Origin of the sequence: Parabacteroides chinchillae (assembly GCF_900108035.1) — a bacterium.
Taxonomy (GTDB): domain Bacteria; phylum Bacteroidota; class Bacteroidia; order Bacteroidales; family Tannerellaceae; genus Parabacteroides; species Parabacteroides chinchillae.
On sequence record NZ_FNVS01000006.1, the window covers coordinates 65424 to 79528 of the forward strand.

Genomic DNA, 14105 nt, shown 5'->3' on the forward strand with positions numbered 1-14105 from the left:
CCCAGGTCAAAATTAATTTCCACCTAGCTCAAAATTAATTTTCAGCCGCCCAAAAGATTATTTATACGGGATGTTTTTCTTAAAAACTGCCACACTAAAAAACAAAAGTCCCTATCCTGAAACAGTAATATCACCTAATTAAAAAAATAAATCTACCTTTGTAACATAATAAACAAAGGAATGAGAAAAATAATATATCTGCTACTCTCCCTGCTTATATACACCTCGGGATATGCTCAATTCAAATTAAGCGACAATGCCCGGATAAGCATATTAACAAGTTCGCCGTATGATGATGAGGTATTTACCGTATACGGGCACGCTGCCATACGGGTATTTGACCCGGATCAAAAGCAGGATATAATCTTTAACTATGGAATATTCGACTTTTCCAAACCAAACTTTATTTATCGTTTTGCCAAAGGAGAGACGGATTATAAACTAGGTGCAATAGATTTCCAAAGTTATGTAATAGAATATCAGATGCGGGGCAGCGAAGTAACCGAACAAATTTTAAATCTCACCCCCAAGGAAAAAGACCGCATCCTGCAAGCTTTACTTGAAAACTATAAACCGGAAAACAGAGTTTACCGTTATAATTTCTTTTTCGATAACTGTGCAACACGTCCCGTTGCCATCATAGAAAAATACATAGATGGCAAAATAATATATAATGATCCGCCGGCACCGAAAACATTCCGAGACATGATAAATTATTGTACGCGCAACCATGCCTGGCTGACATTTGGTTGCGATTTAGCCCTTGGCAGTCCAACCGACCGGAAAGCAACAGCCCACGAAATGATGTTCTTACCAGAGTATTTAAAAGACGAATTTGCCAAAGCTACAATACAGAACCCAGACGGTACAACACGCAAACTAATATCCGACACAATCCAGATTACAACAGCTGATGAAAACGCCGAAATAAACAATGACGGCTTCTTTACACCCATCGTTTGCAGTTTGGCACTTTTTTTGCTGGTTGCATTATCGACATATATAGAATGGCGTAAAAAGAAATATTTTCTTATTGTTGACTGTCTTTTGTTTCTGGCTGCCGGATTAGGAGGAGTGATTCTGTTTTTCCTCAGTTTCATATCTGTTCATCCGTGCACATGGCCTAACTGGTCGATGATATGGCTACAGCCTTTGGATTTGATTGCTGTCATATTGTTTTCTGTAAAAAAACTCAAGAAAGCTGCATATTACTATCATTTTATTAACTTTGCGGCGCTTACACTAATGCTGCTGGGATGGCATTTCATCCCGCAACATATGAATATGGCGTTCATTCCTTTGGTAGCAACCTTATGGCTACGCTCAGGATTTGGTATTTACAGACTAAAGGACAAACCTATAAAACGATAGGTTGAAGCCCAATTTGAATATGGAAAATAGAATGAGGAAATTTTTATCGTCGCTTATTGCGATACTAGTGGTTACTAACATGGAGGCACAACAGCATGCTCCCAAATTGGTAGTCTGTATCACAGTAGACCAGTTAAGAGGCGATTATATAGAATATTTTTACAACACTTTCGGCGAACGGGGTTTCAAACGTCTGCTAAACGAAGGAGTTGTTTACAACAATATTCGTTTTGAATTTTCGGATATAGACCAGGCCAGTGCTTTCGCAACGCTGTTTACGGGAAGCAATCCGTGTTTCAGCGGAATAACGGGTAACAAGACATTTGATTTTGAGAAAGAACAAGAAATCTCAATCCTGAACGATCCGGAATATCTGGGTAACTATACAAAAGACAACTATTCACCAAAAAAACTGTTCAGTTCTACTATAGGTGACGAATTAAAGATCGCATCCAAAGGCAGAAGTGACGTATATGCCATTGCCCCCGATGCCGAAGGAGCCATTATATCAGCCGGACATGCGGCAAACGGTGCCTTCTGGATGGACAATCTGAACGGCAAATGGGCAACAACCACTTATTATAAAGGCATTCCATGGTATGTAGACCGTTACAACAACGGCCCGGAAGCCCTTTCTGCCCGTTTGGAAACAATGGTATGGACCCCATCCCTGCCACTGGAAAAGTACAATGCCTTTCCATACGTACTAGACGACCTGCCGTTTCGTTACACATTTAAGGAGAATACGGCAAACTGTTATCCTAATTTTAAAACTTCTCCGTTTATCAATAAAGAGATAAACCGCCTTGCCCTTCAATTCCTCGAATACGGAGCATTCGGTACACGCAGTTGCCCGGATATGCTGGCTATTACTTATTATGCCGGCAATTACCGCGGAATATTAAACAAAGAATACACACGTGAAATACAAGATACGTATTATCAGCTAGACGATGATATTTCCAAACTGCTGGACGCAATCGACAAGAAAGTCGGCCTTAACAATACATTAATCGTATTTACAGGCTCAGGGTATTACAGAAGCGAAGAAGAATACCCCGACGGTTTAATGGTGAACGGAGGAGATTTTCATCCGAAGCGTTGCGTAGCCCTACTCAATATGTACCTGATGGCTGTTTACGGACAACAGCACAACTGGGTAAAAGGCTATTATAACAATCAGATATATCTAAACCGTAAAGCAATTGAAGATGCAAAACTGAACTTGAAGGAGATACAGGAGAAATCGGCCGACTTCCTTCTCGAATTCAGCGGTGTGCAGCATGTTACTACCGATTATGCTTTACGTTCGGGCAACTGGAACGAAGGAACGGCAAAATTCCGCCAGGGAACCCATCATCTTGGACGCGGCGATCTGATTATCGAATTGCAACCCGGATGGAAAGTAAACTACGACAATCCGAAAGAAAAAGTAAAAGTAATACGAAATAACGCTGTTATTACTCCATTGGTATTTATGGGCAACGGCCTCAAGCCGCAACATATCTACCGCGAAATAAAAGCCACGGAGGTAGCCCCTACGGTAACCCATATGCTGAGGATCAGGCCGCCAAATGCAACACTCAGCTTACCGTTAAAAGAGCTGACAGTCGACAAATAACGCAGCAGTCAACTCTGCAGATAACTATTTTAGTAAATAACAAAACAACAATACACACATGGGATTTAATGAATTCATGACGAAGCTGTTCGGCAACAAGTCGCAGCGAGACCTTAAAGAAATCACACCTTACGTAGAGAAGGTTAAGGCCGTATATCCGTCTATCAAAGCACTTTCAAACGACGAATTGCGTGCTAAAACGGAAGAGATAAAACAACGCATCCAGGATTATGTAACCGAAGAACGTGCCAAAGTAGAAGAACTTCGCAAAGGCATTGACGATAAAGAACTGGAAGAACGTGAAGCTATATGGGCGGAAGTAGATAAGATTGAAAAAAGTATCACCGATAAAATGGAGATCGTCCTGGAAGAATCTCTTCCCGAAGTATTCTCTATTATGAAAGATACGGCACGCCGCTTTACCGAAAACGAAGAAATTGAAGTTACTGCAACTCAGTTCGACCGTGATCTGGCTACCAAACACGATTTCGTTCGTATCGAAGGAGACAAAGCGATCTATCAAAACCACTGGAAAGCAGGAGGTAACGAAATCGTTTGGGACATGGTACACTACGATGTACAGTTGTTTGGTGGCGTGGTTCTGCATAAAGGTAAAATTGCCGAAATGGCAACCGGTGAAGGTAAAACATTGGTAGCAACACTTCCTGTATTCCTGAACGCCTTAACCCGCAACGGAGTGCATGTAGTAACCGTGAACGACTATCTGTCAAAACGTGACTCGGAATGGATGGGACCGCTTTACATGTTCCACGGGCTTTCCGTAGATTGTATAGACAAGCATCAACCAAACTCCGACGCGCGCCGTGCCGCTTATAATGCCGATATCACATTCGGTACCAACAACGAATTCGGTTTTGACTACCTGCGCGACAACATGGCTATCAGTCCGAGCGACCTCGTACAACGCAAGCATAACTATGCTATTGTAGATGAGGTAGACTCCGTATTGATTGACGATGCCCGTACGCCGCTGATTATATCAGGTCCTATTCCAAAAGGCGAAGAACAACTGTTTGAACAGTTTCGCCCGAATGTGGAAGTAGTTGTGAATACACAGAAGGAGCTTTGTTCGAAGTTGCTTATCGAGGCAAAGAAAAAGATGGCAAGCAACGATCAGAAGGAAGTGGAAGAAGGAAGCATCCAATTGTATCGTTCCTTCAAAGGCTATCCCCGTAACAAAGCTTTGATCAAATACCTGAGCGAACAAGGTATCAAAGCGCAGATGCTTAAAACCGAAGAATATTTCATGTCTGAGAACATGCGCCATATGCACGAGGCTACAGACGAATTGTACTTCGTGATAGACGAAAAGAATAATAGTATCGAACTTACCGATAAAGGTATCGACCTGCTGACAGGTAAAACCGACGACCCTCACTTCTTCGTATTGCCCGACATCACTTCCGAGCTATCCCAACTTGAGAACTTCAAAGGATCAGACGAAGAGAAACAGGCAAAGAAAGACGAGATACTGGCCAACTATTCTGTAAAAAGCGAACGCGTACATACGATCAACCAATTGCTGAAAGCCTATACCTTGTTTGAGAAGGATGACGAATACGTTGTTATGGACAACAAAGTATTGATCGTAGACGAACAAACAGGACGTATTATGGATGGACGCCGCTATTCGGACGGTTTGCATCAGGCTATCGAAGCAAAGGAAGGCGTAAAGGTGGAAGCTGCCACGCAGACATTCGCAACTATTACGTTGCAGAACTACTTCCGTATGTATCATAAGCTATCCGGTATGACCGGTACGGCCGAAACGGAAGCCGGCGAATTATGGGACATCTACAAACTGGATGTTGTCGTAATACCTACCAACCGCCCTATCGCCCGTAATGACATGAACGACCGTATCTACAAGACCAAGCGCGAAAAATACAACGCCGTGATCGAAGAAATCGTACATTTGACGGAAATAGGACGCCCTGTATTGGTTGGTACTACATCTGTAGAAATTTCCGAGCTGCTGAGCCGTATGCTTACCATGCGTAAGATCAAACACAGCGTACTGAACGCGAAGTTGCACCAGAAGGAAGCCGAGATCGTTGCTACCGCCGGACAGACAGCTGCCGTTACCATTGCCACCAACATGGCTGGTCGTGGTACCGACATCAAACTCTCACCCGAAGTAAAAGCTGCGGGAGGTTTGGCTATCATCGGAACGGAACGCCACGAAAGCCGTCGTGTAGACCGCCAGTTGCGTGGTCGTGCCGGACGTCAGGGTGACCCGGGTTCATCCGTATTCTTCGTATCGTTGGAAGACGACCTAATGCGTCTGTTCGCTTCCGAAAAGATTGCCGGGCTGATGGATAAGTTAGGATTCAAAGAAGGTGAAGTGCTTGAACACAATATGCTGAGCAAGTCGGTAGAACGTGCACAGAAGAAAGTGGAAGAAAACAACTTTGGTATCCGTAAACGTTTGCTGGAATATGATGACGTAATGAACTCACAACGTAACGTAGTTTATACCCGTCGTCGTCACGCATTAATGGGAGAACGTATCGGTCTGGACGTATTGAATACAATCTATGATACGGCTACTGCTATCGTAGAACAGCATGCAGAATTCCAGGATTATGAAGGCTTCAAGCTGGAATTATTCAAGACATTTGCTATGGAGAGCCCATTCACCGAAGAAGAATTCAAGAGTACAAAGCCTGCCCAGTTGACAGAGAAACTGTTTGAAGCCGCATTAGCCCTGTTCAAACGCCGCATGGAACGTATGGCACAGGTTGCCAATCCGGTTATCAAGCAAGTATATGAAAACCAGGGTGCAATGTACGAAAACATCATGATTCCTATTACAGACGGCAAACGCATGTACAACGTTTCATGTAATCTGAAAGAAGCTTACGAAACAGAAAGTAAGGTCATCGCCAAGGCATTCCAGAAATCAATCGTGCTGCATACCATCGACGAATCATGGAAAGAACATCTCCGTGAAATGGACGAACTGCGCCACTCCGTACAGAATGCCAGCTACGAAAACAAAGATCCGTTGTTGATCTACAAACTGGAATCATACAACCTGTTCAAAGGTATGGTAGACGCAATGAACCGTAAAACGGCTGCTGTTTTGATGCGCGGTCAGATACCTGTTCGCGAAGAACCGACCGAAGAAGAAAAGCAGGCTATGATGGCTCGCCAGGCTGCTGCAGAAGCTGCCCGCCAACGCATCGCCGTTCAGCAGGCTACACCCGAACAGCGTCAGGATATGAGCCGATACCGTACGGAAAAAACGGATATCAGTGGCAACAACAACCCTGAAGAACGTGCTCCGCAACAACCCCGCAAGGAACCGGTTCGCGCCGAAAAGCGTGTAGGACGCAACGATCCTTGTCCCTGCGGAAGCGGCAAAAAATACAAAAACTGTCACGGACAGGGTTTATAAAGACAATGTAATTTAAACAAAGGCTATTGCTTTTGTTCCGATAAAAAGAGGAAATTTCCAACAAAGGATTTCCTCTTTTTCTGTTTTTAAACATATATAAAATAGTGGAATCAGGAAATAACACAATGTCAAATATTCTTATTCTGTATATTGCCGGCAAATAAACCTCTAAAACTACCACTATGATCATCGGAGTACCCAAAGAGATTAAGAACAACGAGAATCGCGTGGCTCTTACACCTGCCGGAGCAAAAGAATTAGTTAAAAGAGGCCATACTGTCTATGTACAGCATACGGCGGAAGAAAACAGCGGTTTTCCGGACGCGGCCTACGAGCAGGCGGGAGCGAAAATACTTCCTGCCATCGAAGATGTCTATCCAGGAAGGCGCCCGCTTCCTTGAAAAGCCTCAAGGAGGCAAAGGAGTCTTACTGGGAGGCGTGCCCGGTGTAAAATCCGCCAAGATATTAGTGTTAGGAGGAGGAGTTGTAGGCCAGAATGCCGCCTTGATGGCCGCAGGTCTGGGAGCCGACGTTACGATTGCAGATATTTCATTGCCCCATCTCCGCTATCTGAGTGAAACGATGCCGGCAAATATCAAGACATTATATTCTTCAGCTTATAATTCGGTCTGCCTTATCATCCTGTCTAACTAAGCTATAGCAAATAAAAAGCATATTTATTCTCATTCAACCTTATGCATATTACCATAACCAATCCAACAAACGCGTATTCGATAATCTCAATTATCTTTATAGAATTTTAAAAAATAGCAAAATATTTTGTTCCTCTATCTGCACTAAGTACCTTAGCCTACGTTAACATTTCAAACTATATTTTATTATCATGAAGAAAATTGTTTTATTATTGGCTCTATGCCTTAGTGCCGGACATATGTTTGCACAAGATGCCGACAAATTCAGAGAAGCAGGTGATGCTGCCTTAAAAGCTAAAGATTATGCAAATGTAGTGACAAACTACAGCAAGTATCTGGAAGCAACCAATTACCAGGATACAGTACGTATTTACAACTGCGGCTTTGCTGCTACCCAGGCAAAGAAACCGGCAGAAGCAGCCAAATTCTTTGACATGGCCATTAAATACAAATACAATATTGATGATGCTTATCTGGGAAAAGCGATGGCTTTACGCAACCAAAACAAAGCTGCCGAATTCACAGCTACCGTAGAAGAGGGCATGAAAGCCATACCTGAAAACAATCCCAAGCGTGGCAATCTGGAAAAATTATTGTATGTATATTGCATTAAATCGGGTCAAGCAGCACAAAAAGCCGGTAAATATGACCAGGCAGAAGAACTATTCAAAGATGTATTGACCGTGTCAAACAAAAAATACAAGACAAATGCTCTTTACAGTGCAGGAGTTATGTATTACAACAAAGCAGCAAAAGTCCTGCAGGAAGTAACTCCCCTAGCAACCTCGGAGCCGGATAAATATAAGACAGCCAAAGCAGCAGCCGATGCAGATATGGCAAAAGCCAAAGATTTTATCCAGCAAGCTCTGGCCATTACTCCCGGCGATGCAAACTCTAAGAAAATACTAGATGCTATCAATGCAACTAAATAAATAAACAGACTATATCTCTTTTTTAAAACAAACAAGCCTGCTGGTGATGATAAACCAGCAGGCTTGTTTGTTTTAAATTAAATATATAATTCTACTTTATAAAGAACCGGAATATATCATTTCCGTTTGCATAGAGCAGCAAAGCAAACAAAATAGCCATACCTGTCATCTGTGCATATTCCAAGAATTTATCACTTGGCTTACGACGTGCGATTACCTCATAAAGAAGGAACATCACATGTCCTCCATCCAAAGCCGGAATAGGCAGGATATTCATAAATGCCAGAATAATTGAAAGAAATGCAGTACGTTCCCAGAACAAACGCCAGTTCCATTCGGAAGGAAACAGTCCACCTATTGTACCGAATCCGCCCAGGTTAGAAGCACCTTCTTTTGTAAAGACATACTTCATATCGCTTATATACCCTTTCAGCGTATTAACCCCCAACATAATACCGGCAGGGAATGACTCGAAGAAACCATATTTACGTGTTACCGTCTGATAAAGATCTTGCGGAAGCATAATGAATACGCCTAATTTGCCTGCCGAATCCGTTGTTAGCGTAAGGTTTTGGAGTTGACCGTTACGGAAAAAGCCCAGTTCTATCTCCTTATTTTTATTCTGAGCCAATATTTTAGATGCATCATCAAAAGTAGGGACAGACGTTCCATTAATAGAAACGATGCTATCTTTTGGCTGCAGGCCTGCAATTGCGGCAGGAGTATTTCCAGATTCCACTTCACGTACAATCATAGGTATACGGAATGGATCTGCAAACCCCTTTTTATCATGCATAACACGCTGCATCATATCTTCCGGCATAGCAATAACAGTTTCCACGCCATCACGCAAAACAGTTACATTTTTTGCATTTACCACCGCACGGAAAGCCGCTTCGTTATATCGTTCCAGATCAACATCATCGGCTTTTAATAAAATATCGCCATCACGAAAACCTATCTCCTGGAAAGTTTCGCTGTAGTTCATACCCATTTTCATGTTCTTTAATGGCAAGTAGGTATCTCCCCATGTGAAAAGAACCATCGAGTAGATGAACAACGCTAACAAAAAGTTGAATAGCACCCCGGCTACCATAATCATCAATCTCTGTCCGGCTGATTTGGAACGGAACTCATACGGTTTTGCCGGCTGAGCCATCGCCTCTTTATCCATACTTTCATCAATCATACCGGATATTTTACAATACCCTCCCAACGGCAACCAGCCGATACCATATTCCGTATCACTGTTCTTTGGCTTAAATTTGAAGAGTGAGAACCACGGATCAAAGAACAAGTAGAACTTTTCCACACGTACCTTGAATATCCGGGCAAAAATAAAATGCCCGAACTCGTGTACCAACACTAAAATCGACAAGCTCAGAATCAGTTGCAACGCCTTAATCAAAAATGTTTCCATCTATTATCTGTTCTGTTATTAAATTGTTCTTGTTATTTTATCATAGAAGCCGTAAGACGCCGGGCTTCTTCATCTGTTGCCACATAATCTTCATAAGAAGGTGCTGCAACGAAAGTAGCCCGTTCCATTGTCTTTTCAATTATATCACTCATCTGAAGAAAACCTATTTCATCCCGCAAAAAAGAAGCAACAACCACTTCGTTTGCCGCATTCAATATACAAGGCATATTTCCACCTTTTCCGACAGCCTCAAAAGCAAACGCCAGATTACGAAAACGCTTCATATCCGGTTCTTCAAATGTAAGTGTCGAATATTGGCTGAAATCCAGACGCGGAGCCATACTTTTCATGCGCTTCGGAAAAGAAAATGCATAAGCAATAGGCAACTTCATATCCGGAGTGCCCAACTGTGCAATAACCGCCCCATCCTCAAACTGTATCATTGAATGAATAACAGACTGCGGATGAACAACAACCTGTATCTGATCCGGCGACACACCAAACAACCATTTCGCTTCAATCATCTCGAAGCCTTTATTCATCATTGAAGCAGAATCGATGGTTATCTTTGCCCCCATTGTCCAGTTAGGATGTTTTAAGGCCTGTACTTTAGTAACATGGGCCAATTCATCCAATGTCTTTGTTCTGAATGGTCCGCCCGATGCTGTCAGAAGTATCTTCTCCAGCGGATTATCATACCCACAAGCTAAACACTGAAAAATGGCTGAATGTTCGGAATCAACCGGCAAGATAGGTACTTTATGCTCGGTAGCCAGACTGTTAATCAATTCGCCGGCAACAACCAGAGTTTCTTTATTAGCCAAAGCAATGGCTTTACCGGCTTTAATAGCGGCAATTGTAGGCTTCAAACCCGAATATCCCACCATAGCTGTAAGAACCATATCTATAGGTTCTGCCTGTACAACTTGTGCTATTGCTTCCGATCCTGCCCATACTTTGATAGGCAAGTCTTCAAGCGCCTCTTTCAGTTCCGGATATTTTTGTTCATTAGCTATTACTACCACTTCAGGCATAAACTTACGTGCCTGATTAATCAATAAGTCCACCTGATTATTAGCAGTCAGGGCATATACCTCAAACAGATCGGCATGCTCGCTCACTACTTCCAAAGCCTGGGTTCCGATAGATCCCGTGGAACCCAATATTGCTAATTGTCTTTTCATGGATAATTAAAATGCTATATATTCTTCAGGATTGACCGGATTCCCTTTATACCATAGCTCAAAATGCAAATGGGGTCCTGTTGATAATTTACCAGTATTCCCCACCAAAGCAATGGCTTCGCCTGCTACGACATGATCTCCGGTTTCCTTTAAAAGAAGTTCATTATGCTTATAAATGGAAAGAAATCCATTCTTATGTTGTACTTGTATTACATTTCCGTAATTGGGATCATACCCGGTAAAAACAACCGTTCCGTCCAATGTGGATAATACACTTTCTTTTGGGGATGATGCAATATCCACCCCAAAATGCCGGATATCCGTCTCATAATGAGAAGAGACAATTCCGTTTGCCGGTTTATAAAAAAAGATTCCGTCCGTAGGAACGGGATTCGGATTAAGCACTGCCAGGTTATATTTTTCTTCTTCCTCAAAATTCTTGACAAACTTTTCCTCTTCTTTACTACGGGGAATATTATAATCGGCATTGGCATGTGCCAGCGAATCAATCTCACGGATAGAATCAATAGGAGCAGTTCCTGTTAGAATACCTACTACATTTCTTAAATACAGGGATTGTATAGCCATCATCCGTTCCAAAGAATCCGCACGCAAAGCATTCTGCATAATTTCTTTACGAACCTCTACATCCAGATAGCCCGGAAGATAATTTCGGATAGGCGTTTTAATGATAATCAGTGCTGTCACACTTACAAGAAAAAATGCAAACACCCCCAATGTCATAAATGCAGAAAGCTGAGACAGCCGGAAAGACCAAACCTCCTCCAACGTACCTTCATTGAAAAAAGAAAGTTTGTATTTGAAACGAATCCGGTGCCAGAATGATTTAGTATTTTTCTTCTTTTGTTTTTTTGATGCCATGTCCTTTTCTTCACTTTACAAATCCAACAAGCCCTCAGGAAGAGAAACAACGATGTGTTTATCCGCATGATTTATGCTTGTTATCAATTCTTCCACAGCCGGGAAAAGAAGTTCTCTCCCTTTATAGTCCACTTTGAAAAGTACATTAACCGTACTTTCATCAACATCTGATATCTCCCCCAGTTCTCCCAGATGTTCATCTGCCACGGTATAACCGATAAAACTATCCCACGTCATATTTCCGGTCAGATCGTCATCGCCTATCGCATCCAACGGATAATAAACATCCCTGTTGACAAACTCCCGGGCAGCATCTTCATTGTCGACGCATTCCAACTTCAACAAAACCACATTATCACTTTTATAGCGAAATTCCTCGATAAAGAAAGGAACCAGAATGCCGTCAATATCACAAACAATATAAGGATCGTCTGCATCATCAAAGACATCACTGTTTGTAACCAAGGCCAGTTCTCCCTTAATACCATGCGGTTTAGCAAACTGTCCTATCTTAAAAACCTCTTCTTCCTTTATCATGGCATGTTATCTTTAAAGCCGGGTAATCCGGGCACCTATGTTATTCAATCGTTTATCTATATTCTGATATCCACGGTCTATCTGGTCGATATTATGAATACGACTGGTTCCTTCCGCACTCATGGCAGCAATCAGCAATGCAATACCCGCGCGAATATCTGGAGATACCATTGTTGCAGCACGCAACTTAAAACGGTTTCCCAGCCCGATTACCGTCGCCCGGTGAGGATCGCATAATATAATTTGTGCACCCATATCGATCAGTTTATCTACAAAAAACAAACGGCTCTCAAACATCTTCTGGTGGATAAGCACACTGCCTACCGCCTGCGTTGCCACAACAAGAAAAACACTCAGCAAGTCCGGCGTAAGGCCAGGCCAGGGAGCATCTGCAATTGTCATGATAGAACCATCTATAAATGTATCAATTTCATACGAATCATGTGTAGGAACATAAATATCATCACCCTGCTGTTCAACCTGAATACCTAAACGGCGAAAAGATTCGGGGATAATTCCTAATTTATCATATCCTGTATTTTTTATTGTAATGTCAGACCCTGTCATGGCAGCCATACCAATAAAACTGCCTACTTCAATCATATCGGGCAATATGCGGTGTTCAGTTCCACCTAAAGACTCTACGCCTTCAATAGTCAACAGATTGGATCCAACCCCCGATATACGGGCTCCCATGCGGTTAAGCATAGCCGAAAGCTGCTGAAGATAAGGCTCGCAGGCTGCGTTATAAATAGTGGTCACTCCTTCTGCCAGCACTGCTGCCATAAGGATATTTGCAGTTCCGGTTACAGAAGCTTCGTCCAGAAGCATATAAGCACCCTTCAAACGGCGTGCCTCTATTTCGTACAATTGATGTTCGGCATCATAACTAAAGCAAGCCCCCAATTTCTGAATACCTACAAAATGCGTATCCAAACGACGACGGCCTATTTTATCGCCGCCCGGCTTCGGAATCATAGCCTTGCCAAAACGGGCAACCAGCGGACCAACAATCATAACCGAACCACGAAGAGAGGCGCTTTTACGCAAAAAGTCATCCGTCTTCAAATAATCCAGATCAATATCATCTGCCTGGAAAGTGTAAGTATCTGCACTTGGATGCTCCACTTTCACATTCATATCCCGTAAAAGTTGTATCAGGTTATTTACATCCAATATATCAGGAATGTTATGAATAGTCACCTTTTCCGAGGTAAGCAAGATTGCACAAATCACCTCCAAAGCCTCATTTTTAGCACCTTGGGGAGTAATTTCTCCGGATAGTTTATAACCTCCTTCTATAACAAATGAGCTCATCGACTTTTGCGCGTATAGTTTTTCTTACTATTATTATTAGAATTACGAGCCAGAATATCACGACTCTCTGTTAGTTTATGCACCTCTTCATCCAAAACAATCTCACCACTGGACAACTCATCGAGATCTTTAAAAATCTTACGATCATCAACTGATTCTTTATTCCAGGTAAGGAAAGATTTCTTCATTTGGTTTGCCAGCAATTTTATAAGCTGGTCACGCTCTACTCCATTCTCAAATTCAGTCGCTTTGCGAATCATCAGTTCCAATGTCTTTCCGTAATGACGGTAGCGAATACGTGAATTGCCATACGGAATACGTGGAGGACGTGAATAAAGATTTTCCTTCTTCACGATTTCATACGGATAATCAATATCCAGCTTAAAATCGGCCATAATTGCCAAATGATCCCAAAGAATATGCTTAAAGTCATTTACATCACGTAAGTGCGGGAACATATTTCCCATAATATTTATAATCGTATTAGCGCAACGTTTACGTTCTTCCCTATCCTGAATAGAGACACAGTAGTCCACCATATTTTGGATATTACGTCCATATTCCGGCAACGCCAATCTCTTTTCTTCTGTATTGTATTTCATTCCTTCAATATTGTTTAGTTCGCAAATTTACACATTATAATTGACTTATAAGGAAGAGCGCTAATAAAAAACTTCTTAATAACTCTTTAACTATTTGTTTTTTAAATTAGAAAATATACCTTCGCCGTTCGTTTCATTTACCGAACATTATAGACCACGCACATA

At 42.2% G+C, this 14105-nt stretch carries 10 protein-coding genes and 1 pseudogene; 5 read left to right on the top strand and 6 right to left on the bottom strand.

Annotated features, from left to right (window positions below; genetic code table 11):
• The first annotated feature begins 180 nt into the window (after positions 1–180).
• The 5 genes and pseudogenes from C4S38_RS06050 to C4S38_RS06070 all read left to right on the top strand — a co-directional run bounded on the left by C4S38_RS06050 (position 181) and on the right by C4S38_RS06070 (position 7998).
• Positions 181–1371, top strand: coding sequence for a lipoprotein N-acyltransferase Lnb domain-containing protein (locus C4S38_RS06050; protein ID WP_103982970.1), 1191 nt, complete (start codon positions 181–183; stop codon positions 1369–1371).
• Positions 1372–1402: 31 nt separating this feature from the next.
• Positions 1403–2992: an alkaline phosphatase family protein gene (locus tag C4S38_RS06055; RefSeq protein WP_103982971.1), complete on the top strand. Its 1590-nt coding sequence runs from the start codon at positions 1403–1405 to the stop codon at positions 2990–2992.
• A 58-nt stretch (positions 2993–3050) separates the two neighbouring features.
• Positions 3051–6413 carry a preprotein translocase subunit SecA gene (gene secA, locus C4S38_RS06060; protein WP_103982972.1) on the top strand — a complete coding sequence of 1121 codons (3363 nt, stop codon included), beginning with the start codon at positions 3051–3053 and terminating at the stop codon, positions 6411–6413.
• A 182-nt stretch (positions 6414–6595) separates the two neighbouring features.
• A pseudogene (locus C4S38_RS06065) lies at positions 6596–7028 on the top strand (alanine dehydrogenase); the annotation flags it as partial.
• A 229-nt stretch (positions 7029–7257) separates the two neighbouring features.
• Positions 7258–7998 (top strand): tetratricopeptide repeat protein, encoded by a 741-nt coding sequence (locus C4S38_RS06070; protein WP_103982973.1) that lies wholly within the window; start codon positions 7258–7260, stop codon positions 7996–7998.
• A 91-nt stretch (positions 7999–8089) separates the two neighbouring features.
• Here the strand turns inward: C4S38_RS06070 and rseP are convergent, their stop codons facing one another.
• The 6 genes from rseP to C4S38_RS06100 are packed head-to-tail and all read right to left on the bottom strand — an operon-like array spanning position 8090 to position 13940.
• Complete coding sequence (gene rseP, locus C4S38_RS06075) at positions 8090–9418, bottom strand: RIP metalloprotease RseP (RefSeq protein WP_103982974.1); 1329 nt, start codon at positions 9416–9418, stop codon at positions 8090–8092.
• Between the two features lie 32 nt (positions 9419–9450).
• The gene (locus C4S38_RS06080) at positions 9451–10602 is read right to left on the bottom strand and encodes a 1-deoxy-D-xylulose-5-phosphate reductoisomerase (RefSeq protein ID WP_103982975.1); all 1152 of its coding nucleotides are present in this window, start codon (positions 10600–10602) and stop codon (positions 9451–9453) included.
• Between the two features lie 6 nt (positions 10603–10608).
• The gene (locus tag C4S38_RS06085; protein ID WP_103982976.1) at positions 10609–11484 is read right to left on the bottom strand and encodes a M23 family metallopeptidase; all 876 of its coding nucleotides are present in this window, start codon (positions 11482–11484) and stop codon (positions 10609–10611) included.
• A gap of 15 nt (positions 11485–11499) precedes the next feature.
• Entirely contained in the window at positions 11500–12021 is a 522-nt protein-coding gene (rimM, locus tag C4S38_RS06090) for a ribosome maturation factor RimM (RefSeq protein ID WP_103982977.1), read from the bottom strand.
• A 12-nt stretch (positions 12022–12033) separates the two neighbouring features.
• Complete coding sequence (murA, locus tag C4S38_RS06095; protein ID WP_103982978.1) at positions 12034–13338, bottom strand: UDP-N-acetylglucosamine 1-carboxyvinyltransferase; 1305 nt, start codon at positions 13336–13338, stop codon at positions 12034–12036.
• Positions 13335–13940, bottom strand: coding sequence for a DUF4290 domain-containing protein (locus C4S38_RS06100; RefSeq protein ID WP_103982979.1), 606 nt, complete (start codon positions 13938–13940; stop codon positions 13335–13337). The genes murA and C4S38_RS06100 overlap by 4 nt, the downstream gene beginning before the upstream one ends.
• Positions 13941–14105 lie beyond the last annotated feature (165 nt).